Below are 24053 nucleotides of genomic sequence, written 5' to 3' on the forward strand. Positions count from 1 at the left end.
TCGGAATTCGGAATTCGGAATTCCAAATTCTCTAACCCCCAACTCCTATTCTGTTTCTTGGCGATACAGCCCGACGGGGTGGATCGTAAAACATATCGGGGCGAGTTCGCCAGATGAAGACAAGTGCTACAACTGTAATTGCGGCTTCACCAATCCCAATGAGGACGTGCCATGTTGCCATAGCTCCGATTGCGACTGCTAAGGGAACGGTTCCAGAGATAGCAAGTTGAATCGCGCAAATAATCGCGGCAATCATGACACTTGCCCAAGCCGCGATTGCTGCTCCTACAGCCATCCCTGATAATTTATTTCTACCAATGGCAAAGCGAATTGCTTTGTAAAGGTAGTAACCGGCAAACGTACCGATCAGACCCATATTGAAGATGTTGGCTCCCAATACTGTCAAGCCTCCATCTTGAAACACCACCGCTTGGACGATGAATACGACTGTCATCACTAGCGTTCCCGCCCAAGGACCTAAAAGCGCTCCTGCTAGAGTACCTCCCAGCAAATGACCGGATGTACCACCTGGAATGGGAAAGTTGATCATCTGTGCGGCGAAGATAAATGCAGCGCAAACGCCCATTAGAGGCACTGCCTTTTCCTGGTAGTCTGCCTGCACGCGATTTAGGGATATAGCGATCAGGGCGATCGCCAGTATCCAGGTAACAGCAATTACGGGTAGGTTTAAAAAGCCATCTGGGATATGCAGCGCTAAATATGGCTGTATTGAATGATACAGCCAACCAGAAGAAAGAGCTTGCATCAATGGAACGATTGGCATAGCTTTATGCTTTATTCAGCAAACATAATCTTAATCAGCCTTTTAATCAAAACGATTTTGTATAAAAATTTCAATCCTATAGGGGGGCATACAAATCAAGCTTTAGATTATTTTTATGAAATGGAAAAAATGTCTAAATTTAAGCAGCTAAATGCTAATTGTGTGCATTCTCTATTTCTACACCTAAAGATAGAGAAGCGATCGCATTACCTACGAACGCGATCGCCTCAATTAAATCTTTATGACGTTGACAAAGAATAAAAAATTAAATCTCAGTTGCCAACAGCCTTCTCAATACACAATCTCAATTTTTCTGCCAAAAGTGGAGATGCCATAATAGAGGTATGATTGCCTGGGATCTCGTACACCTCAACTCCAGTTTGAGCAATACGACTCCACCCTAATTTAGCATCTACTTGATGTCCTGGGGGAGTTTCTCCAGCTTTAAACACAGTGATTTTTCCTGCATATGGCTGGGCATTGTAAGTCTTTTGTACTTTGCTATAAATCTCCTCTAAACTTCTCAGATTTGTTGATATAACATCATTCATTTCCTCAAGCTGAGTTGATGGCGTAAGGAATGCCCAGGAAGAACGCTGTAGAATATACTTACTGATTTGAGCTAACTTCTGTTCCAAAAAGCTAGGAGCTGCAAAATGTCCTGGATCTGAAAAGATAGGATCTGATTTCTGCATATGGACTTCTGAGAAAAAGGCAAGCTTCTTTTCTCGATCTAATGTCTCTGCTCTAGCTTTAGATTGAAGCAGAACTTTTCCAGCTGCCCCTAAAACTGTCTGAAGCTCGCTCAATAAAATCTTAGGTTGCGATCGCGTTTTAAGCAAGTAAGCAGGCAGCATATGCTGCCGGAGATAATCAACAGAAGATAGAAATCGCGGTAAAGGAGGAAGTAATGTAATTGCATCTGGACCATAAGTGTCAAACAAAGCTAGCAAAATTACTTCTTGTCCCTGTTGGCGCAGCTGTTGCGCCATTTCAAGCGCAATATTACCACCATTGGACAATCCTCCTAGCATATAGGGTCCTTCAGGTTGAACGGTTTGAATTTCACGAATGTAGTCAGCAGCAATACTCTCAAAACTCAAGTGTACGGGTCGATTTCCATCTAAACCCCTCGCTTGCAGTCCATATACAGGTTGGTCGGCTCCTAAATTTCGTGCGACATCACGATAAATCAACACATTGAAACCAGCACCATGTACGCAAAAAAGCGGTAGTTTCTTAAAGTCGCCAGTTTGAATAGTAACTAGAGGAGACCAAGAAACAGTTTCTTCAGCACGTTGAACAACATCAGCTAGTTGGCAAATAGTTGGTGCTTGAAACAGAACGGATAGCGGTAAGTTTTTTCCTAACCGCTTCTCCATCTCAGCAAATAGTTTTACAGCTAAGAGAGAATGACCGCCTAACTCAAAAAAGTTGTCGTAAATGCCAATTTGCGGATGATTAAGAATTTCTGACCATACTGCGATCAGTTTCTTTTCTATCTCTGTGGTGGGAGCTACAAATTGTCTGTTGAAATTCTGTTTTGTAGTTAATTCGTTTTTAAAATTCTCATTAAATTGAGAACAATCGATTTTTTCAGGAAGTACGATATCGGCAATTTTCAGCTCTTGGTTTTCAGTTACGCTTTCTAACAGCGCTTGCAGATTTTGAATAATTTGTTTGATGGTAGACGTTTCAAATAATGCTGATTTGTACTCTAGCTTTCCAAAAATAGAATCCTTGCCACTATCTGTGATATCTAAGCTCAGCTCCATTCGAGTCAAACCTAGTTCTACTGGAAAATCTCGCACCTGAAGATCGGGTAGATCGAGATTTTGAGCCGTAGTACTATCTCTTAGCAGCAGTAAGATTTGAAATTGAGGAATAGTTGCTAGAGATGCAGATAAGCACTGAAAGGGTAAATCTTGATAGCTATAGGCATCAAGCGTTGTTTCTCGAACTTTTGCTAAAACTTCACTAAAGCTCAAATCGCTGGAAAAATTCGTTCGTAGAAGTAGATTGTTAGAAAAATTTCCTACTAGTTTCTCGACTTCTCTACGGCTGCGATTTGACATAAGCGTACCGATGCTAATGTCGTTTTCTAACGTACAGTGATGTAAAATGAGCTGAAATAAAGCCACAAACGCCATGAAAGATGTAACGCCTTGCCGACGACATAACGCTCTTAACTTATCGGATAAAGGTGTAGAAAACTCAAATTTTTCGCATCCTGCATCAAGTGTTGCAAATTGGCGACTTTGATAAATGGGCAATTTTAATTGTGCAGGTGCGCCGCTGAGTTGCTGTTTCCAGTAAGTAGTTTGCGGTTCAAATATTGCATCAGAAAACCATTGTCGTTGCCAAACTACAAAGTCAGGATATTGGATATTTGGTTCTAGAAGAGAAGAGCGATCGCCAACTAAAATTGCTTTGTATAAAGTCGCTAACTCTTGTAGTAAGAATCTGAAGGACAATCCATCGGTAGCAAACTGGTGCGTCACCAACAATACCAAAAACTCTTGTTCTCCAAGACAAAATACTATAGCTCGAAAAAGTACATCTTGTGATAAGTCAAATGGTTGTCGTGCGATTGCTTCCGCCTGATTTGTAGCACGTTTTAACCTTTCTTCTTGAGAAAAATGACTGAGATCGATTGTCTCCACCCAAGGTTTGAAGCTAGGCATGACAGTTTGAGTTGGCTGGCGATCGCGTACCGTACACGTAGTTCGTAAAATCTCATTGCGTTCGATCAGAAGATGTACACTTTTTTCAAAAACTTGTAAGTTAAGATTTCCAGAAATATGAAAAGCTACAGGTACGTTATCAACAAATGTATCTGGAGACAACTGGGCAATAGTCCAAATTCTTTCTTGAGAATAGGATAGTGGAATTAGCTCTGATACCATTCGTTTTGGGATGGTAAACTGAGCCAAATCTTCACCTTGTTTTTTTAGTAGTAGTTCCAATAACTGACGTTGTTCTGTTGATAATTCAACTAAACTTTGAAAAATACTACGCTCTGTAATGAATGTTGCCATTGTTTTACCTAATTTAAACTGTTGTCGTGGGGTGAGCATTGCCTACTCTACGCTGAGATTTGAATATTTTTAAGTCATAATATATGGACGAATTCTATCAGCGATTTTTTGACTAACTGCGTCGGCTGTAATTAATTCAATCTGCTCTGAATTAGCAGCTCCTAAGCCTAATTCTATGGCTCTACGAATTTGTTCTAAATTCCAAATCGAGCCTTGAGCTACTTCTGGTGTTGTACCGAGCGATCGCAATATTCCTAAAGCAACGACATCAACTGCAACCCGATCTGTGCCAGCTAAAATCACATTTGCAGCGACTTTATCGCCAGCTTCAGGTCCACCTTTGACAAAGGCTTCGACTCCATCCATTAAGACAAGACTTGGTTGGTAAACAGAGTTAATTTCTGCAATCATCAACTGCATATACTTTGATGTATGCAAATCGTTCATATAGTTGAAGCGATCGCCAGGAACGTACTTTGCTACCATACCCACAGTATTTTTAAGTGAAAGAGTATAGCGAGCGCCACCGTGAGTTTTCAGACAACACATATTAATAACCGCTTCGGCATCCAAAATCGGGCGGGCAAAGGCAAAACCTTGTTGCCAGTGAGTTCCCTCAGCCGAGAAATACTGCCAATCTTTAACACTCAACTCGTCTAAGACAATTGCATTAAGTCCGTAGCGATCTGCTAATTTAAACACTCCCTTAGCTTCCATCGCTTGCCGCGTCTGCGCCATACCAGAGCGATCGCCGATACTAATTTGTCCTGCTCCAGCATTTTGTAATTCTTGTATTAGAGCTTCTAGCATTTTGGTATCTGTTGCGGCTGGAGCGGGATCGGCGGTGTTGTAGTTGGGTTTGAGGAAAATGCGCTTTCCTTTTATACCATCTGGTTGCAACAGATCGAGAGCGCGGCGTGTTCCGCTGACTCGATCTTCGCTATATACGAGTACGACTTTACCAATTTCATCTGATGGTGATAACGGTGCAACTTTCTTCGCATCTGCATACTTAGCTTTAGTAGCTATTAATGATGTTTTGATAGCATGAAAAGTTGGAGGAAATATTGCTGCTCCAACTGCTAGTCCAGTGAGTTGCAGAATACTGCGCCTCTTGTGCTTGAGGTTAGAAAATTTATAGGACATAATTTTCTTGACTAAAAACCAAATTTGTAACGTAAGGTAGCGATCGCTTAAAGCTCGATCGACAGTGGCAGGCTAACTTTACTAATACTTCCAATAATAGTAGATATATTTCACGGAGAAATGCTGAATTGATTGTAATTGAAACTGCAAATACTTATGGGATATCCAGTATATCGTAAGCAAATAATACTCAGCAAATTGTCAAAAATGGTGTAAAGAGAAAGCTGCTTTATTAAAATTTAACGCAAATTATTCAATCCTTTGTTTTATCTTCATAAGATATTAGTGTTTATAAGTTATTTATTGATTGTGGATTATACTTTAAAGATTCTGGCTTATTAATTGATAGAGAGTCAAGTCATATTAAACCATTCCTGAAATTGGTAGTAATTGATAAAGCTCTCTGTAGAAATACTGATGTTATTAACCCTGGTTATTGCCGTTCGTTTTTGATTATTCCTACTAAGTGAATGTTCGATTGGAATTTTCACTGAGTTGTTTTGCGCTTCCAAAGTGTAAAGTGTGGATGAATACTAAAACTATATTCAATCGTATTCTAAACAAAATAGCAGTTTTTAAAAACTGTGAAATTGCTTACCAAGTGCTGTTTGCAATCTTCATGCAACAGGGTATACGGCTTGGCGGCTCGTATGAGTAATAACTCAGTGAGTACAGTAACTTAGATGATTCAGTCGATCGCGTATATTAGGAAATAATTATGTCTAGTTTCTCTTGTTTTGTTGTAGGTAATGGTGTCCTTGCAGTAAAGTGCTTAGAAATTTTATTAAAAACAGAACATAAAGTCCTTGGAGTTTATTCAGCAGATAATTCACTAGTTAAGTTTGCAGAGGAACTTGGCATTCCTCATGCTCCTTCTCTACCTACCTTTCAAGATCGGTTACTCAGTACGGAGTACGACTACCTTTTTAGTATTAACAACATCTGGTGGATCGTACCACCAAAAGTCATTGCCCAGGCACGAAAGGCAACAATCAACTTTCACGATTCACTTTTACCAAAGTATGCGGGGTTATATGCAACATCTTGGGCGTTGCTTCATGGCGAACAGCAACACGGTATCACCTGGCATGAAGTTATCTCTGACATTGACGCTGGACGCATTCTCAAACAGCAAATAGTACCTATTGAACCCACTGATACAGCATTCGATCTCAATGCTCGCTGCTTGGATGCCGCGATCGCAACCTTTGACGAATTAATCGAGGAACTGGCAACTGATCGGTTAAAGCCATTGCCACAGGATCGCTCGCAACAGAGTTATTTTGGTTCCAGCGATCGCCCAGCAGCAGCTTGCGTTTTGTCGTTTGACACGAGCAGTAAAGAGCTTTGTAATTTAGTGCGGGCATTAGATTTTGGTCCAATCCGCAATTCACTAGGCTTACCCAAACTCTGTTTACCAGATGGAGTCGTTGCTGTGGGAGCTGCTGATGCAGTAGTAACCTCCCACGCAAGTGTGGGGCAGGTGTTAGAACTCGATACAGATGGAATTTGCATTGCCACTAGGGATGGTGCAGTACGGCTGAGCCGTCTGACATCACTTGAGGGAAAACCCCTCACGTTAGAAAACTTGCAGCAATCTTACGGCGTGCGTGTTGGCGTTATTTTGCCCGGACTCAATGCCGAACTGAGAGATGCGATCGGTCAGCGTAATGCGGCGATCGCTCGTCACGAACGGTCGTGGGTTAAGCAACTGGCACAACTGACTCCGTTTCAACATCCCTATTTACAGGTTGGAGCGCTGAATACGTCGTCCGATCGTTTGCGCCGATACCCTATTTTGCTGCCACCCAAACGGATAGAACCGCGATCGCTACTAACCATGTTCGCAGCTTATTGCACGCGATTAGCAACAGAGTCAGAGTTTGACTTGGGGCTGCAAACCGTAGCACAGCGCAGTATTGCTCCAGAAATTTTTGCTCAACAAGTGCCGATTTGCGTTCAGTCTTTTGCTGAGGAGACATTTACCGATTTTCAGAAACGCTTTGAAGCAGGATTAGATCGTGTGTCTCGTCTAGGTAGTTATACTGTAGATATCTTTGCCCGTCATCCAGAATTACAGCAGCTTTCCCAAGATGCTCTCCAAGTAACAGTTGTTCTAGTGGAGAAACCTAATCGACTGGAATGGGCTGATTTAGGAGCAACAATTGCTCTGGTTGCCTATGAAGATGGCAGCTTGCCGGAATTGATTCACGCTGGAGCGATCGATGAAGTAAATAGTGCGGCGATCGCCCAGCAACTTCGGAGTCTGATCGATGCCTGTGTCGAACATCCCGAACAATTACTGCACCAACTCCCGTTACTCTCCGCTACAGAACTACACCAAATTGTGGTGGAGTGGAACCAAACAGTAAAACCATACTCTAGAGATTGCTGCATCCATCAGTTGTTCGAGCAGCAAGTCACCCTCAATCCCGATGCGATCGCCGTTGCTTTTGAGGAGCAACAGTTAACCTACGGAGAGTTGAATGCCAAAGCCAATCAACTAGCGCGTTATTTACAACAACAAGGCGTAGGTCCCGACATTTTAGTAGGGTTGCACGTAGAGCGGTCGCTCTTAATGATGGTAGCGTTGCTGGGAATTCACAAGGCAGGCGGTGCTTACGTTCCTCTCGATCCAGATTTTCCACAGGATCGACTCGGCTTCATGCTGCAAGACTCTCAAGCTGCGGTTATCGTCACCCAGCAAAAGTTAATTAGCAATTTAGTTGTCGAGCCTGGTGTCAGTGTTATTCCCATCGATACGATGTGGGACGAGATCGAGCTAGAGGCGATCGCCAATCCTGATAGTGGAGTCAAGCCGAAAAACCTGAGCTACGTTATCTATACATCTGGTTCTACTGGTAAGCCGAAGGGCGTGATGGTAGAACACCGTAACGCAGTCAATTTCTTTACGGGAATGGATGGAGTTATCGAGCATAACCCTCCTGGAGTTTGGTTAGCGGTCACGAGTTTGTCCTTTGATATTTCAGTGTTAGAGCTGTTTTGGACGCTGGCACGAGGGTTTAAGGTCGTCATCTACAATGCCAAGAAAGAGCGTACCGCTGCTAAGCCGTTATCGCTCCAAAATACAAACAAGGCGATCGATTTCAGTCTGTTTTATTTCTCTAGCTACGAAAATGGTGGAGATACTGCCGCTAAATACCGTCTATTGACTGAAGGCGCTAAGTTTGGCGATACGAACGGATTTAAAGCAGTCTGGACACCAGAGCGCCATTTCCATGCCTTCGGGGGGCTATTTCCCAACCCTGCCGTTACCAGTGCGGCGATCGCGGCAACGACGAAACAGATTCAGATTCGGGCGGGTAGCTGTGTTTCTCCACTGCATAGCTCGGTACGAATTGCCGAAGATTGGTCTATTGTGGATAATTTGTCAGGCGGTCGGGTGGGGATTTCCTTCGCTGCTGGCTGGCAACCGAATGATTTTGTCCTGCGCCCGGAAACCTTTGAGAATCGTAAGGACATTATGTTCCAGCAGATTGAGGAGGTGCGATCGCTCTGGCGCGGGGAGTCTGTAACTTATCCGAATGGAAAAGGTGAAGCCGTATCTGTTCAAACGCTGCCACGCCCGATTCAACCCGAACTTCCAGTCTGGATTACTGCCGCAGGCAATCCAGAAACATTTCGCATGGCAGGTGCTAAAGGTTTTCACATCCTGACTCACTTATTGGGGCAGAGCCTAGAAGAATTAGCAGAAAAAATTGCCCTTTACCGACAAGCATGGACAGAAAACGGACATTCCGGTCAGGGGACTGTAACCTTGATGCTCCATACCTTTGTAGGTCAGAGCGATGATGCCGTCCGCGAAATTGTGCGTCAACCGATGCGGCAATATCTCGCCACTTCTCTCGATTTAATCAAGCAAGCTGCATGGGCTTTTCCCACTTTCAAGCAGAAAACCACGAACGACAAAGGACAATTTGCTATATCCCACTTATCCGAGCGAGATATGGATGAGGTGCTGGATTTCTCCTTTGAACGCTACTTTGAAACCAGTGGTTTGTTCGGGACTGTAGAAACTTGTTTACAGATAGTCGATCGCATCAAAGGCATTGACGTGGATGAAATTGCCTGTTTAATTGACTACGGTATCGACACCGATCTGGTCTTGTCCCAATTACCGCTACTCGATCGCGTGAAGGAACAGTCCAATCTACCCGTGACTGAAGCCGCAACACAGAACAATTCTGTGGCTGGACTGATCGAGCGCCATCAAGTGACACACCTACAATGCACTCCATCGATGGCAGGTTTATTAATTGCCGATACCGCTACCCGCGCCGCTATGAAACAGTTGCGTCAGATGATGGTTGGCGGCGAAGCTTTTACCGAAACCTTGGCGCTCCAACTCCAGCAGATCGTGGCGGGACAAGTTCACAATATGTACGGTCCTACAGAAACCGCCATTTGGTCAGCAACTCATACGCTGACGCAAGTAAATGGAATCGTTCCTGTTGGTCGTCCAATTGCCAATACTGAGCTGTATATTGTGGATAAGAACGGACAACCCGTTCCAATAGGAGTCGCAGGCGAACTGCTGATTGGGGGCGAAGGTGTGACTCGCGGTTATCTGAATCGACCGGAGTTAACTCAAGAGCGGTTTATTTCCAATCCTTTGAGCCAAAATCCGGCAGACCGTCTCTACCGCACAGGAGATTTGGTACGCTACCGCAGAGATGGCAATGTAGAATTCCTCGGTCGTATGGACTTTCAAGTGAAAGTGCGGGGCTATCGCATCGAATTAGGCGAAATTGAGACAATTTTAAGTCGCCACGAGGCAGTTCGAGAAGCAGTCATTGTGGTTCGCGAAGATATCCCCGGTGACAAGCGCCTGGTTGCCTACTTACTACTACAGTCAGGACAACAGCCTGCCAATGCAGAGCTACGAGAATATTTACTCGCTCAATTGCCCGAATACATGGTTCCCTCCAACTTTGTCATGTTGGAGGCTTTTCCACTCACGCCAAACAATAAGGTCGATCGCAAGGCACTGCCTGTGCCGACGACGGTGCAGTTGGATAGGGCGATCGAGCAGACAGCACCTCAAAACCAGGTCGAGCAAACTCTAATGGCGGTTTGGCAAAACTTACTTCAGGTGTCTGAAATTGGTACGGGAGATAACTTCTTCAGCTTGGGAGGAAACTCCTTGATCGCCGTGTCATTGATGGGGACGATCCGCTCGACGTTTAGCGTTGACTTACCGCTAATTAATTTATTTCAATTTCCGACTGTCGGTGGTATGGCTCGACAGATCGAACAAGCTCAAGCTATGCAAGTCAATCTAGATGACATGGAAGACACGATCGCGTATTTGGCGCAATTGTCTGATGAAGAAGTGATGGCGCTGCTGAAATAACAATGCTGGCGATCGCTCTTTGAGAGGGCGATCGCCAACTAGCCACTCAAAACCCCTGCATAAATTTTTCTAAATCTATTCTGTTGGTGCAAATTAAGCCAATGACTGAAATTATAAGCCAAAAGTTAACTTCCCAAGCGCACGTTGGCAAACTCCAATCTCTTTCACCCGAACGAAAAGCCTTGTTAGCTCAGTTAATTCGCGAGAAAAAGGCAGGTGTCAAACAAGAGCGGCAACCGCAGCAGGTAGTATCTAACCTGCCAACAATTACTCCTGCCCCTGACGAACGATTTCAACCCTTTCCATTGACTGGATTGCAACAAGCTTATTGGGTTGGACGCAGTGGCGAAGTGGAAATGGGACAGGTTGCCAGTCACAGCTATGTGGAATTGGAAGGCAACTTCGATCTGGAACGCTTGACTCAAGCTTGGCAACGATTAATAGATCGTCATGACATGATGCGAGCGATCGTTCTGCCGGATGGAACTCAACAGGTCTTGGAGAATGTGCCTCCCTATCAGTTTCGGATGCTCGATTTGCGGGGACAGGCTGCAGAAACAGTCAACGCTCAGTTACAAGACGTGCGCGAGCGGATGTCGCATCAAATTCTTCCCAGCGACACGTATCCTCTATTTGATATTCAAGCAACCTTACTGAACGATGGGCGATCGCGGATTCATGTCAGTTTGGATGCTTTGATCTTTGATGGCTGGAGTATTGCAATTACTTATAAAGAATGGGCGGCGCTCTACCACAACCCTGAAACTCAACTAGAGTCTTTAGAAATTAGCTTCCGCGATTATGTCTTGACAGAGCGATCGCTGTCGAATTCCGACGAGTATGGGCGATCGCAAGATTACTGGCGCAAACGAATTAACTCTTTACCTTTGGGACCAGATTTGCCCCTCGCCAAACAGCCGTCTGCCCTCACGAGTGGTAGGTTTGTGCGTCGAGAAGGAGTAGTAGAAGCTCCTATTTGGCAGCGCGTTAAGGCACGGGCGACTCAATTAGGCATCACTGCACCAGGCATTTTGGCAGCAGCATACGCTGAAGTTCTGACGTTGTGGAATAAAGAGCGACATTTCTGTATTAACGTACCGAGTTTTAATCGCCTGCCTCTCCACTCGCAGGTAAACCGTTTGATTGGAGAATCTGCCTCATTTACCGTGCTGGAAGTTGACAATACGGGAGATGCTTCTTTTGCCGAGCGATCGCAACGCCTACAGGCGCAACTTTGGAGCGACATAGACCATCGTTTCTTTAACGGGGTCGAAGTCCTGCGGGAACTTGCCGTTGCTCAAAATCGACTCTCTGGTTCGCTGATGCCCGTTGTATTTACTGCAATTCCAGCAGATGAAACCGGACGAAGTACCTATGCTACAGTGCAAGCAGAGGCTCTGGGTGAGGTGGTATTTGCAATTAACCAAACTTCTCAAGTGTGGTTAGACAACCACGTTTTTGAGCATAATGGTGCGCTTTATTGCCACTGGGATACCGTGGAAGAACTTTTTTCTGAAGGACTATCCCAAAATCTCTTAGATGCTTTTATCCATTTGCTCCATCTGCTAGGTACTGATGAAAATCTCTGGCAGCAGAGTTGGTCGGAAGTCATGCGGCGGGTGATGCTGGCAACAGGTCAGCAGTTGGTAGCTGCCGGGGACGAGCAGCCAATGCCGGAAATCCTGCTTCACGATCTGATTGCGGCTCAAGTGCCTCAGCATCCAGACCAAGCGGCGGTCGTTACCACTCAGAAAACTTTAACCTATCAAGAATTGTATTCCTTGGCAAACCGATGGGGACGGCATTTGCGGAATTTAGGAGCGCAACCAAACCAACCGATCGCAATTGTGATGGAAAAGGGTTGGGAGCAAGTGGTAGCTGCTCTGGGCATATTACACGCTGGTGCTGCTTACCTTCCGATTGATGCCACAGTCGGGAAAGAACGGCTTGACTACCTGCTGGAGAACGGCAAAGCTGAAATCGTCCTGACTCAATCTTGGTTAGAAGATCGCCTGGAATGGAGCGATCGCGTGCAGCGCCTCTGCGTCGATCGCGAAAACTGGGAAAATATGGACGATCGCCCCTTAGAACCGATTCAAACACCTGACGATTTAGCGTTTGTACTCTATACATCGGGTTCTACTGGCTTGCCAAAAGGAGTGATGATTCGCCATCGTGGGTTAGTGAATGCGGTTGTCAGCACTCAAAAGCAATTTGAGATTAATTCTGGCGATCGCATTTTAGGATTGACGGCTTTACATCACGATATGTCAATTTTTGACATATTTGGCGTGTTGGGTGCTGGAGGAACCTTAATTATCCCCGATGCCAGCGGACGACGCGACCCGTCCCATTGGTCGGATCTGTGCATGAAGCATCGGATTACCCTCTGGAATTCGGTTCCGGCAATGATGGATATGTTCTTGGAATACGCAGGCGAGCGCACGGACGTAATTCCATCGACATTGCGGCTGGCATTTCTAGGTGGAGATTGGATTCCGTTAACGATTCCCAAACGTCTTGAGGCGCTGGTAGAAGGAGCGAAAGTAGTCAGCGTCGGCGGTCCTACAGAAACAACGCTGTGGAATATTTGGTATCCGATTGAGGAGTTTGACCCGAACTGGAAAAGCATTCCCTACGGACGACCAATTTCCAATACTCGCTACTACATTCTCAACGATGCTTTGGTGGAATGTCCCGCTTGGGTATCGGGGGAGATGTGCGTTGCTGGCGTGGGAGTTGCCAAAGGTTACTGGCACGATCCAGAGAAAACCAACGCCAAATTTATTTTGCATCCCCGTACTAGCGAACGAATTTATCGAACTGGGGATATGGGACGCTTCCGCCCCGATGGGACGATCGAGTTCATGGGACGGGTCGATTTTCAAGTTAAAATCAACGGTCAGCGGATCGAGCTAGGGGAAATCGAGTCAACTTTACAACAACACGCAGGTGTTAATTCGGCGATCGCGACGACTTACGACCAGAAAGGCAAAAAGCTTTTAGTAGCATACGTCATTCCGGCGAAAGAGTCAGAGCTAAATACTGACGAACTGCGCTTGTTTTTACGCGGTAAGTTACCAGAACACATGGTTCCTGCTACTTTCGTAATGCTAGAACAGTTTCCTTTGACTCGTAATTGCAAAGTCGATCGCAAAGCGCTACCTGCACCTTTTGCAACAGATGCTACCCCTACTAAAAGTAAAACTCAAAAGCAGTCTTCAGGGATTCAGGCAAAAGTCAGTCGAATTGTGTGTGAAGTATTGCAGATGGAAAATGCCGATTTGGACGCGAACTTACTAAGTGTAGGCGCGAATTCCCTCGATATGGTGAGAATTGGCAACCAACTAGAAAAGGAATTTAAGCATCGTCCCCGGATTGATGAATTGTTCCGCTTGCAGTCAATTCAAGCATTAGTTGATTATTACGAGCGGCAAGAAAGTAAATCGGTTTCTAGCAATACAGATGACAGTCTGTTAGGAAATAAGCTGCTGTCTTCCTACAGGATTATTCTCGATCCTGTGGAGCGGGAGAAATTTAAGAAATCGCGCCCAGGAGTCCGGCGAGATCTGAAAGAGACACCTGCAATTCAATTAGAAAGACCTGTTGTTGATGAGGAGTTACAGAAAAAGTATAGCGATCGCAGCAGTTATCGGAAGTTCTTGTTAAAATCAATTTCTTTTGAAAATTTCAGCCTATTTTTAAGCTGTTTGTCTCAAATTATCCTAGACGGTCAATCTAAGTTTCTCTATGCTTCCCCTGGCGGTTTGAATCCAACTCAAGTTTACTTGCATGTCAAACCCGGACGCATTGAAAATGTGCCAGCTGGTGTTTACTACTATCATCCAGAAGAACATCAACTCGTTGTTTTGACACCTAATGTCGATATTGACAGAGGAGTCCATATTCCATTCATTAATACACCAATGTTTGATGAATGTGCCTTCTCCATCTTCTTCATTGCCGATTTAGATGCGATTGGACCTGGTTATGGCGAGCGAGGAATTCACTTCGTTACCTTGGAATCGGGAATTATGGCACATCAGCTAGAGGTTTCGGCTCCAAGTTACGGAATTGGGATGTGTCAAGTCGGTAGTATTGCTTTTGAACGGATTCGTCCCTGGTTTAAGCTCAAGGACACCCATATCCTAATTCACTCCACGCTAGGAGGCTATGTTGATTCCAGCCGCTCTAGCCGACCCGATCTGAGCAAGACTTCGGGACAAACACCGGAGAAAATGGCAGTTGAATTGTTGGAACGAATCGAGTCTCTTTCTCCCAGTGAAGTTAAGGGATTGTTGGAGGCTTATCAACAGTTAGAAGGGAGCAGGGAGTAGGGGATTGAGACTTTTCGGTTAAGACTAGATCCCCCCTAACCCCCCCTGAAAAAGGGGGGAACAAAGCCCCTTTTTCAAGGGGGTTGGGGGATCTCCAAGATCTTTTCGTCGTTAAACGAGATGTATCGAGTAGGGAATGACTTTTCTTTCTATAAATTGCGACTAGGCGATCGCAGAGTCGGCAAACAAGATAAACTAACAAGCGCACTCAATCTGTTAGTTTATCCCCATGTTGGCTTCTCCGTTCGCAGTTGAAACTATCGATCGCCAGCAAAATCTGATTGTCACTAGACCCCAGACAGGGTTTTGCTTGCGCGGTTGCATTCGGGTTCCTGGCGATAAATCAATTTCCCATCGGGCTTTGATGTTGGGGGCGCTGGCAAATGGGGAAACCCAAATTCAAGGGCTACTGTTGGGGGAAGACCCCAGGAGTACGGCTAGCTGTTTTCGGGCAATGGGGGCGGAAATTTCAGAACTCAATACAGATTTGGTGCGGGTGAAAGGAATTGGTTTGGGTCAGTTGGAGGAACCAGCAGACGTATTGGATGCGGGAAATTCTGGGACGACGATCCGGTTGATGTTGGGAATTTTAGCTTCTCATCCAGAAAGATTTTTTGCAGTGACGGGAGATAGTTCGTTGCGATCGCGTCCCATGTCTCGCGTCGTCAAACCTTTGCAACAAATGGGGGCGCAAATCTGGGGACGTAAGGGTAATTCTCTCGCACCTTTGGCAATTCAAGGGCAAAACCTCAAGCCGATCCACTATCAATCTCCAATTGCTTCGGCACAGGTGAAATCGTGTATTCTGCTAGCTGGGTTGATGACTGAGGGCAAAACAACGGTAACAGAACCAGCTTTATCCCGCGACCACAGCGAACGGATGTTGCAAGCTTTTGGGGCGCAATTGAGCGTCGATCCCCAAACCCATAGTGTCACGGTAACGGGACCAGCGCAACTGCAAGGACAGCAGGTAGTCGTTCCGGGCGATATTAGTTCGGCTGCTTTTTGGTTGGTGGCTGGGGCGATCGTCCCAGATTCAGAATTGGTCATTGAAAATGTTGGCGTTAACCCCACGCGCACTGGGATTTTAGCAGCTTTGGAAATGATGGGGGCAGATATTCAACTAGAAAATCAGCGAGTTGTCGCCGGGGAACCAGTCGCCGATCTGCGGGTGCGTTCTAGCGATTTAAAAGCGTGTACGATCGCAGGTGACTTAATTCCGCGTCTAATTGACGAAATTCCGATTTTAGCAGTAGCAGCTGTGTTTGCAAGCGGTACGACGATAATTCGGGATGCAGCAGAATTAAGGGTTAAAGAAAGCGATCGCCTTGCAGCTATGGCAACCGAGTTAAATCGTATGGGTGCGAAAGTCACGGAATTACCCGACGGTTTAGAAATTACTGGCGGGACGGCTTTAAGGGGTACGGAGGTAGATAGTTACACCGATCATCGCATTGCTATGAGTTTGGCGATCGCGGCTTTGAATGCCAGCGGTGCGACAACTATAAGTCGAGCCGAAGCCGCAGCAATTTCTTATCCAGATTTCATCCCAACTCTGCAACAAGTTTGCCAGTAGCACGAACTACTTTTGCTGTAGGTGGGCAACGCCCACCTGACTATTTTGGTTTATTTCCTACCAACTAAGACTGCTGTTTGATAGTTGTAAGCTTCTGTCGTTACCGAATGTATTTTGTAGAGCTTGCTCAGTTTTTTACAGAAATAATCGATATCGTAAAAAACTTGCGAACCCGTATCACGACCGATTGTCAGAACAGCCATATCATTTTTAGTTTGATTGTACAAATCTGAAGCTCGGAGTTTTTTAGACAAGAAAATGTCCTGGAAATCAGTATGCAGTAATTTGATAGTTTGATTGTCGTGAATTGTCAGGTAAAGCCTTCCTTTTGGAGAAAGAATTCGCCGAAGTTCTAACAACCAAGCTTCAGTCAAATCGTCAACGTGGGTAAATAGCGAACCAGCATAGATCAAATCGAAATATCGATCTTCAAATGGTAAGTGAGGAATTGTCGTTGTGACTGCAAAATTGAAGAGTGGCTCTAAGTGTTCTTTGCACCAATAAATCATGTCAGCATCAATGTCTACTCCCCAGATCTCGCATGACTGCGCGTATTTTTGCAAATGACGAGTCATTCTACATGCACCGCAGCCAAAATCTAAAACGCGATCGCCTGCGGTTAGTGTAAGTCCTGAAGATTTGGCTAATTCCAACATCTTCTGCGTGTCTTCTGCTCCAGACGACAAGTATTCTTCCCTTGTCTTGCCATATCCTAACCAAAATTCTTGTGGAGGTACTGCTAATTCTACGTTATCGGCTTGCCGATCTGTAAGAGATGATTTGGGGATGACGTAAGAAGATACTCCCTTTTTATATGGCTTATATTTGTACAGCGTTGTGAAAAAACCAGCAAATTTGTGTTCTAGAGATCGAAGCCAAAATCTAAGTGAGGTTGGGAGTTTTTTGAGCATTTTGTCTATTTTTGGGCGTGACTAATACTACTGGAAAGCTTTTATTTCTACACACATTTTTTAACATTCGCTATCCATAGCCGTGCATACTAACATTAATTTATGTCAAAAACAATTGCTAAAAGCAAAATTTTCTTGATTCAATTTTGATATGTAGCTGAGACTGTTGATTTTCAAGTCATAGATCCTTTTTCTATTATTTGATAAATAACTATTTAGTAATTTTTAACTTTAGTAATCAATATGACTTTCAGTAGATTTATGTATAAAAAATAACATTTAAAATCATAGATTGTCTATCAATAGATAGATTGAAAGTGATAAATTTGCATATAATCTACGGTTGAATAATATTTGATTTACTTATTTTATAGAAATGCTTGCAACTGATTTCGCTCCTGTGGTAAACCAAACGATCTGAGAAGATACGCCATATTACTATTGAACTGCCAAACGTTATCGTACGAGGCGATCGCTTCTATAACAGATATTTGTACAGATGTATTCTTGTATTCGATCGTTTCTGCTAACTTGTGTCCGTTAAAAGCTAAATATAGTAGCGTTCGTACTACACTTAAAGTACTATAATCATCTACAGTTTTCAGAGCATTTATTAAGGCTGGAATGACAACATTTCCTATTGCACCTAGATAGCATAAGCAAGCGCAAGCATCGCTAATAACATCGCTATTAGCCCAAGGTAATCGAGCATACGACTCTCTCACAGATATCGGACGTTCGATAATTTCGATCGGTATTGCTATGGCTTCCAGTGGAATTTTATCTTTTGCTAGCCTTACAAGTGTCATTGCAGCCGCTAAGCGCACGAGATCGCTTTCCTCAGAACTCAGAAATTGCATAAATAGTTCTATATTTGCCGATTGCGGTGGCTCCAAAAGACCCAGGCTTAATATTAAGCTAGCTTTAACTTGAAGACTTCGTTCTTGAACTAAACAGTGCTTTAAGTGAGGAATAATTTCTGACGCTCGCTGTTGGCAGCAAGCTAGGATGTAAGGTGCAGCAGTTCTCAGTTTTGAATCGTTATGTTCTAGCAAGTTTAGATAAATATTTGTACCACTACAGACAGCATAATTTACATGTCTTGCCCAAGTTGTTTCTTGTTGAATTTGGACTTGAAACTCTGAGTTATCTAATTCGTCGCTATAAAACAATAAGTTTTGATGTTCTTCTAAATAAGAATGACCGCGTGCTATATGTGCTAAGTAAATTAAAATTTTATCTCTATCTTGTACTGCTTCAGCTTGACTCAATTCTATTAAAAATGGGATTGCACATACTGTAGCTTCAAAAACAGTACCTTGATGATAAATATTACCGTACAATTTAGACAAGGCATCTTGACGAGACCTGGCATCAGCGGAGGCTAAACTTCTGAGCAGATCGGGTACATCATCAGCCATACCGTAAGCGTGTTCGAGTTCGTGCCAATTAATTACTTCTAAGCCTTTCAGCACAATTTATTCTCCAGCAGAGCGATGGCGCAATATTTACCTCACTGCCATCAAAATTTTACCTAGCCATTTTTGACTACTTCCATCTTTACCACAACCTCAGTAATAACCGTTTGTCGTTTTTTCAGAAATTAATTTGTTACCCATAGTTCGTACAATTTTGCGAATATCGTTGATAAAATTTGGGAACTATTCCTTATTGACAGTGAAAAAGCTTGGCTCGGTAGCCATTGACTTTAGCTCGGCGTTGTGAATCTGGGACACAAATTTGATTATTTCCTTCCTCTAAGTCGTGTCTGGCGCTAGTAAAGTTAACGACCCATAAATCTAGGGGTTTTGGTAGTTCAGCAATTGTTTTGTAAAGAGTTTCTACTGAGCGATTCGAGCTACGGTCGTGCTGAGCTAAAAGAAACAAAGGAGAATTAGTTTGAGAACCATACCGATGTTTAAACTGCCAACCCAGTGTCATGAGTTCTCTCACCTGTGCGCGAGTATAGTGAGCTGTAGCGATTAAAATTGGATTTTGCGATCCTTGTTGCATAATTGGTACAAGGCGATCGGGTCTTTCAATCTTTTGATAACCAAAGTTAAAAACGACAGTTAAAGCACCGAGCAAACCGAGTAGCCAAATTAGCACGACTGCAACTTTACCTCTTGTTTGCAGAAATTTGAGTCGTAACTGCTGACGAGGAGTCCAGTTTAACTCTGTATGTCGAACTAATCGATCGCTATCCCAACAAATTGCTAATGCTGCACTGACGATCGCAATCGTAGCTGGAAAGTAAACAAAGTGATAGCGCGAGGCAATACTCAAATCTGCACCCAAGGCGTAGGTAACAATCGAAAATAGCGCGATCGCTACCAAAACAAATCCACCTACAACTTGAGTCCCACTCTGAGATGGCGATCGCCATAACTGAATTTTCCAACCGCTAACGAGTATAGGCAACGTCCAAAATAGAAAAGCGATGACAATTGCACCGCAAACCAGGGCAATTGGTTGACTCACGCCCTCAACGGGTAGCAGCCACAGCATTGAAATCATCCAAGCTAAAAACCTCGCCGTGCTTTCTAAAATACTGCCGAAAGGATTACCGCGATAAATCCAATCTGTCATTTGGTTATCTGGAATACTATGCAAGAAAGGCAACCAGATCAAACCCCCGGCGATGGTTCCAGCTGCAACGGTGATGAGTCGGGAGGTGGTAGGGGCGGGTTTAGCAAAAGATTCACGGCTTATGTCAATAAATCTTCGATCGAAACCCGCCCGTACAGTGGATTCGGGGAATTGTGAATTTTGAATTTTGATTTGAATTTTGAATTGTTTCCACACTACAGCAAGCAAAACTATTGCCTCAGCACAGAGGGTGAGAGTGAAAAAGTAGTGAACGGCGATTCCTAATGTGTTAATTCCCACCCAAGTGAAGACTAACCAAATTGGGATTGGTTTTCGGTTCTCTAAACAGCGTGTAGCGACAACTAAGCAAGCCAGAGAAGCAATAATAACTAAAATTGCTAGGGTATAGTGGCGCGGTTCTTGGGCTTGGTAGATGCCATAGGGTGAGACTGCCATCATTGCGGCGGCGATTTGTCCTACCAGGCGGGAACGAAAAGCTAGCCAGCACAGACCAAAACTAGCAGGAATTGCAGCCACTCCTAGAATGGTACTGAAGGCTCTTGCTGCCCATAATGAGACTAGTCCCTCATCTGGAGGAAATAGCTGTAACCATAGATGATTGAGGAGGAAATAGACAGGAGGATGAGTACTCTCTGTCATTAAATTGTGAAAAACATCACCAAAACTGGCAGATGGACGAGGCTGTAAGGGTTGTAGTAGGGTGTCTAGGGCGATCGCTCGATCTAAAGGGACAGTGCGAAAACTATTACCTAAACTAAATACTAAGGTGGCAAATTCATCCGACCAAGGTGGCTTCGCATCCAAATTAATAAACCTAAGAATAGTACCGATCGCAATCCATCCGAAAAGTGTCAGCCACTGAAGCCAACTTCTCTGGGTAAAATTCACCAACCCTCACACCCCTTACACCAAATAAATTACACTAATAAATTAATCAAGCAGCTACCGCGGTTCGTAGTAGCGACAACCCTCACAGGGTCCTTCAGGATTGACCGCACACCTAATATAGCCGGAACGAGCATTGTAGCGACAGCTGATGTCACCAACCAAATATCCTACTCCTTCTAGATAGTAGCGATCGCTATGAAGTGGTGTAGGTTCGCTTCTCTGTGTCCTGATGGGGCTAAAGTCGATTGCTTGCCTAAATCTCGCTTGTATTTGCGCCTCTCTTCGGCGCAGTAGCCACAGCGATAGCAATGATGGCATTAGTCCTAAAGCAAGAATCCAGAGTGCTGCTCCCACCTGTGCTTTACCTCTTGTCATTTGTCAGTTGTCAGTTATCAGTCATCGGTGACTAGTGACTGGTGGCTAGTGACTAGAAAGGAGTCCAGCTACTAGCCGATACATCATTAACCAACAACCAACAACCCTCTTACTCCCTAATCTATAACAGCCAATTCAGTAGAGGGAATTTTTGCCTGGTTTTTGTCTTTTGTCTCAATGTTTGCGCTAGCTGTTGTGCTTCTCTTTCAGCTTGAAATAAATCGATGACTTTGGTTGTCAAAATGAATTCATTTGTGTTGCGGCGCTTGACTTGGGGTACAACGACTGAGCGATACTCACAAGTATTGCCAGATAGCTGTTGAGTGTAGTCTATTTGGTTGGCGATCGCTTTTAATTCAAAGATTGCTGCTTCTAGTTGTGCGGCTAATTGATTAATTTTGTCTGCTTGTGCTACCAAGTGCTGCCATTCGAGGCGATTGCTGTGAGACAATTCTAATGGGATCTGAGGCTGCAAGGGTGGTATTGCCTGATGTTCTCGCTTTGGGATTGCGATCGCCGTTACACATGGTTGGTGGCGTTCGGGAGATACTGGTAATGTTACGACTCTAGAACGCCCTAGATGCTGCTGGATGGGAAATTGGATTAAGTTTGATTTGAGTTTTGTCATACTACTTCTCGATTGGAGATCGCCGCTCAAATTTTAACTGCATGTTAGTACAAACGAACTATATTGACAAGGAAAGAATAGATTAACTTTTTTGAAAAAAATTCGTTTAGGAGAAAAACCCATGTCAGCTATAGATCGAAATGGGACTCATGCAGCAATCAAGTCTGGTGACAGTGCCAAAGAGAACAAATCGAAGAAAAAGCTAAACGGTAAGTTTTACGAAAAAGAATTGGCACAACTGCAAACGGAGTTGGTGAAATTGCAGTACTGGGTTAAACATCAAGGTTTAAAGGTAGCGCTGATTTTTGAAGGACGTGATGCAGCCGGAAAGGGAGGCGCAATTGGTTGCGTGACGGAATACCTCAATCCGCGTGGCTGTCGTGTGGTGGCTTTGGGTACGCCTTCAGATGTGGAAAAGACGCAGTGGTACTTTCAGCGTTATGTTGCCCATCTACCTGCGGCAGGGGAAATCGTGCTGTTCGATCGCAGTTGGTACAATCGTGCGGGGGTAGAACGGGTGATGGGTTTTTGTACCGAAGCCCAATATCAAGAGTTTATGCAATCTTGCCCTGAATTCGAGCGGATGTTGGTGCGATCGGGGATTATTTTATTGAAGTATTGGTTTTCTGTCAGCGATGAGGAACAGGAACGCCGCTTTCAAGCGCGGGTAAAAGATCCGGCTAAGCGCTGGAAACTCAGTCCGATGGATATTGAAGCCCGCGATCGCTGGGAGGAGTATTCTAAGGCTAAGGATCTCATGCTAGCTCATACTAATATTCCAGAGGCTCCTTGGTTTACGGTGGAAGCCGATGATAAAAAACGGGCGCGACTTAACTTAATTCAACACATTTTAAGCAAGATTCCCTACCAAGATATGACTCCAGATGCATTCGATCTACCACCTAGAAAGCCTGGAACTGGCTATCATCGTCCACCTCTAAACGAACAGTTTTTCGTTCCACAGGTTTATTAAATAATTTTTAGTAGCGTCAAGAATATTTCATAACTTAAACGAGATTGCCATACAACGTATCTCTTTGACGGTAGGGACGATTGAGGGAAGCGATCGCTGTTTGTAATGTCTCTACTGCCATACAAGTACCACCGACTGCGCCTGCCATTGTGGTAATGTGTTCTTCCATCAGCGTGCCGCCAATATCGTTGCAACCCCATTCTAAAGCTGTTGTTGCGCCTGCAAGTCCGAGTTTGACCCAACTCGGTTGATGGTTGGGAATCCATTTTCCTAGATAAATTCGCGCCACTGCTGTGAGTAGCAAAGCATCTGCTAAAACTGGCTGATCTCTTCCTACCCGCTTTCTGAGAGGTTTAGGTGCTTCTTGTCCGACGAAAGGTAGTAAGATAAATTCTGTAATTCTTGCAGGATATTGCCGTTGAATCGCAGTTTGTTGCAGCGATCGCAAATGTTCTAGGTGACAAATTTGCTGTTGGGGTGTTTCAATATGTCCAGATAACATGGTACTTGTTGTCGGCAAGCCAAGTTGATGTGCCGTACTCACAATTTCTAACCATGTCTCTGTATTAATCTTTTCTGGACACAGAATTCGCCTAACATCATCATCTAATACTTCTGCTGCTGTTCCTGGCATCGAACCAACACCAGCATCCCGTAATGCAGCGATAACGGTGGCGTAGCTCAAACTATCTTCCCTAGCAATAAATTGCACTTCTTGGGGAGAAAAGGCGTGTAAATGCAATTGGGGAAAATCTGCTTTAATCGTTTTGACTAATTGCAAGTAGTATGACAGCGATCTACCATCGATTTTTGCTGTAGGATGAAGTCCCCCTTGCATACAAATTTCTGTTGCCCCTCTTTGTACGGCATCGGTAGCTTTTTCTAAAATTTGCTCCCATTCTAACCAGTAGGAACCTGCTTCATCTGCATCGCGACGAAAGGCGCAAAAACTACAATGTTGTTCGCAAATATTGGTAAAGTTGATATTGCGATTGATAACATAAGTAACGGTTTCTCCCGCTTGCCGATCGCGAAGTTTATCGGCAGTATCGCGGATGAAAGCAATTGCTTCCGGTGCAGTTTGTTGTAATAACTCTACTCCTTCGGCTGGATATATATCGTTTCCAGATAAGGCGCGGTCGAGAATATGTTCAATTGTTTGAGTTATCATTATTATTTGCGTTCTGCTATTCAGGTTTTTAAAAACATAATTTCGATACCTTTTGACACCGAGTTTAATATATGCGTTTTGGTGCTTAGTTAAGGCTTAATTTCTAACTTATGCACAAAAAGGTGCTAATAAAATTTGTGAGGAACGAATTGTAATGAATAAAAAGACAAAGGGATATTGACTTTGCGATTTAGTTTTGATACACTTTATATAAGAATGGGATCATTGTCACAATTTTAGAT

Annotated in this window: 14 protein-coding genes; 5 read left to right on the top strand and 9 right to left on the bottom strand. The window is 44.2% G+C overall.

Annotated elements, in window-relative coordinates; all coding sequences use genetic code 11:
• Positions 1 to 31 precede the first annotated feature (31 nt).
• Positions 32 to 784, bottom strand: coding sequence for a cobalt transporter CbiM (gene cbiM / locus H6G17_RS07580; RefSeq protein WP_106166413.1), 753 nt, complete (start codon positions 782 to 784; stop codon positions 32 to 34).
• 129 nt (positions 785 to 913) lie between these two features.
• On the opposite strand from cbiM, the gene H6G17_RS33950 reads away from it, so the two are divergent.
• Positions 914 to 1045, top strand: a complete 132-nt coding sequence (locus H6G17_RS33950; protein ID WP_277875949.1) for a hypothetical protein — start codon at positions 914 to 916, stop codon at positions 1043 to 1045.
• Positions 1046 to 1056: 11 nt separating this feature from the next.
• Here H6G17_RS33950 and H6G17_RS07585 read toward each other — a convergent pair whose 3' ends face one another.
• Both H6G17_RS07585 and H6G17_RS07590 read right to left on the bottom strand, forming a co-directional pair.
• Positions 1057 to 3822 carry a condensation domain-containing protein gene (locus H6G17_RS07585; protein WP_192155733.1) on the bottom strand — a complete coding sequence of 922 codons (2766 nt, stop codon included), beginning with the start codon at positions 3820 to 3822 and terminating at the stop codon, positions 1057 to 1059.
• A gap of 69 nt (positions 3823 to 3891) precedes the next feature.
• Positions 3892 to 4968 (bottom strand): DUF362 domain-containing protein, encoded by a 1077-nt coding sequence (locus tag H6G17_RS07590; protein WP_192155735.1) that lies wholly within the window; start codon positions 4966 to 4968, stop codon positions 3892 to 3894.
• Positions 4969 to 5686: 718 nt separating this feature from the next.
• Here H6G17_RS07590 and H6G17_RS07595 point away from each other — a divergent pair.
• The 3 genes from H6G17_RS07595 to aroA all read left to right on the top strand — a co-directional run bounded on the left by H6G17_RS07595 (position 5687) and on the right by aroA (position 16255).
• Entirely contained in the window at positions 5687 to 10342 is a 4656-nt protein-coding gene (locus H6G17_RS07595) for a MupA/Atu3671 family FMN-dependent luciferase-like monooxygenase (RefSeq protein ID WP_192155737.1), read from the top strand.
• A 101-nt stretch (positions 10343 to 10443) separates the two neighbouring features.
• Positions 10444 to 14679: a non-ribosomal peptide synthetase gene (locus tag H6G17_RS07600; RefSeq protein WP_192155739.1), complete on the top strand. Its 4236-nt coding sequence runs from the start codon at positions 10444 to 10446 to the stop codon at positions 14677 to 14679.
• 229 nt (positions 14680 to 14908) lie between these two features.
• Positions 14909 to 16255 (top strand): 3-phosphoshikimate 1-carboxyvinyltransferase, encoded by a 1347-nt coding sequence (aroA, locus tag H6G17_RS07605; RefSeq protein ID WP_192155741.1) that lies wholly within the window; start codon positions 14909 to 14911, stop codon positions 16253 to 16255.
• A gap of 50 nt (positions 16256 to 16305) precedes the next feature.
• On the opposite strand, the gene H6G17_RS07610 is transcribed toward aroA, so the two are convergent.
• The 5 genes from H6G17_RS07610 to H6G17_RS07630 all read right to left on the bottom strand — a co-directional run bounded on the left by H6G17_RS07610 (position 16306) and on the right by H6G17_RS07630 (position 21667).
• The gene (locus tag H6G17_RS07610; RefSeq protein ID WP_192155744.1) at positions 16306 to 17166 is read right to left on the bottom strand and encodes a class I SAM-dependent methyltransferase; all 861 of its coding nucleotides are present in this window, start codon (positions 17164 to 17166) and stop codon (positions 16306 to 16308) included.
• A gap of 368 nt (positions 17167 to 17534) precedes the next feature.
• On the bottom strand, positions 17535 to 18641 hold the full coding sequence (locus H6G17_RS07615) for a HEAT repeat domain-containing protein (RefSeq protein ID WP_192155746.1): 1107 nt from the start codon (positions 18639 to 18641) through the stop codon (positions 17535 to 17537).
• Positions 18642 to 18834: 193 nt separating this feature from the next.
• Positions 18835 to 20664: a hypothetical protein gene (locus tag H6G17_RS07620; RefSeq protein ID WP_192155748.1), complete on the bottom strand. Its 1830-nt coding sequence runs from the start codon at positions 20662 to 20664 to the stop codon at positions 18835 to 18837.
• A gap of 54 nt (positions 20665 to 20718) precedes the next feature.
• Entirely contained in the window at positions 20719 to 21039 is a 321-nt protein-coding gene (locus H6G17_RS07625; RefSeq protein WP_199316579.1) for a DUF6464 family protein, read from the bottom strand.
• 121 nt (positions 21040 to 21160) lie between these two features.
• Positions 21161 to 21667 carry a hypothetical protein gene (locus H6G17_RS07630; protein ID WP_192155750.1) on the bottom strand — a complete coding sequence of 169 codons (507 nt, stop codon included), beginning with the start codon at positions 21665 to 21667 and terminating at the stop codon, positions 21161 to 21163.
• A 121-nt stretch (positions 21668 to 21788) separates the two neighbouring features.
• Between H6G17_RS07630 and ppk2 the strand changes: the two genes are divergently transcribed.
• Positions 21789 to 22640 (top strand): polyphosphate kinase 2, encoded by an 852-nt coding sequence (gene ppk2, locus H6G17_RS07635; RefSeq protein WP_192155752.1) that lies wholly within the window; start codon positions 21789 to 21791, stop codon positions 22638 to 22640.
• A gap of 34 nt (positions 22641 to 22674) precedes the next feature.
• On the opposite strand, the gene cofH is transcribed toward ppk2, so the two are convergent.
• A complete protein-coding gene (gene cofH / locus H6G17_RS07640; protein ID WP_192155754.1) occupies positions 22675 to 23811 on the bottom strand; it encodes a 7,8-didemethyl-8-hydroxy-5-deazariboflavin synthase subunit CofH in 1137 nt (378 codons plus the stop codon).
• Positions 23812 to 24053 lie beyond the last annotated feature (242 nt).

The organism is Chroococcidiopsis sp. [FACHB-1243] (assembly GCF_014696895.1).
Classification (GTDB): domain Bacteria; phylum Cyanobacteriota; class Cyanobacteriia; order Cyanobacteriales; family Chroococcidiopsidaceae; genus Chroococcidiopsis.

Excerpts from the sequence above, each read along its gene's own strand:
- H6G17_RS07630 (WP_192155750.1), bottom strand. The coding sequence starts at position 21,667 with ATGACAAAACTCAAATCAAACTTAATCCAATTTCCCATCCAGCAGCAT.
- H6G17_RS07590 (WP_192155735.1), bottom strand. The coding sequence starts at position 4,968 with ATGTCCTATAAATTTTCTAACCTCAAGCACAAGAGGCGCAGTATTCTG.
- aroA (WP_192155741.1), top strand. The coding sequence starts at position 14,909 with ATGTTGGCTTCTCCGTTCGCAGTTGAAACTATCGATCGCCAGCAAAAT.
- H6G17_RS07595 (WP_192155737.1), top strand. The coding sequence starts at position 5,687 with ATGTCTAGTTTCTCTTGTTTTGTTGTAGGTAATGGTGTCCTTGCAGTA.
- H6G17_RS07585 (WP_192155733.1), bottom strand. The coding sequence starts at position 3,822 with ATGGCAACATTCATTACAGAGCGTAGTATTTTTCAAAGTTTAGTTGAA.
- H6G17_RS33950 (WP_277875949.1), top strand. The coding sequence starts at position 914 with ATGTCTAAATTTAAGCAGCTAAATGCTAATTGTGTGCATTCTCTATTT.
- H6G17_RS07600 (WP_192155739.1), top strand. The coding sequence starts at position 10,444 with ATGACTGAAATTATAAGCCAAAAGTTAACTTCCCAAGCGCACGTTGGC.
- cbiM (WP_106166413.1), bottom strand. The coding sequence starts at position 784 with ATGCCAATCGTTCCATTGATGCAAGCTCTTTCTTCTGGTTGGCTGTAT.
- H6G17_RS07625 (WP_199316579.1), bottom strand. The coding sequence starts at position 21,039 with ATGACAAGAGGTAAAGCACAGGTGGGAGCAGCACTCTGGATTCTTGCT.
- cofH (WP_192155754.1), bottom strand. The coding sequence starts at position 23,811 with ATGATAACTCAAACAATTGAACATATTCTCGACCGCGCCTTATCTGGA.
- H6G17_RS07610 (WP_192155744.1), bottom strand. The coding sequence starts at position 17,166 with ATGCTCAAAAAACTCCCAACCTCACTTAGATTTTGGCTTCGATCTCTA.
- ppk2 (WP_192155752.1), top strand. The coding sequence starts at position 21,789 with ATGTCAGCTATAGATCGAAATGGGACTCATGCAGCAATCAAGTCTGGT.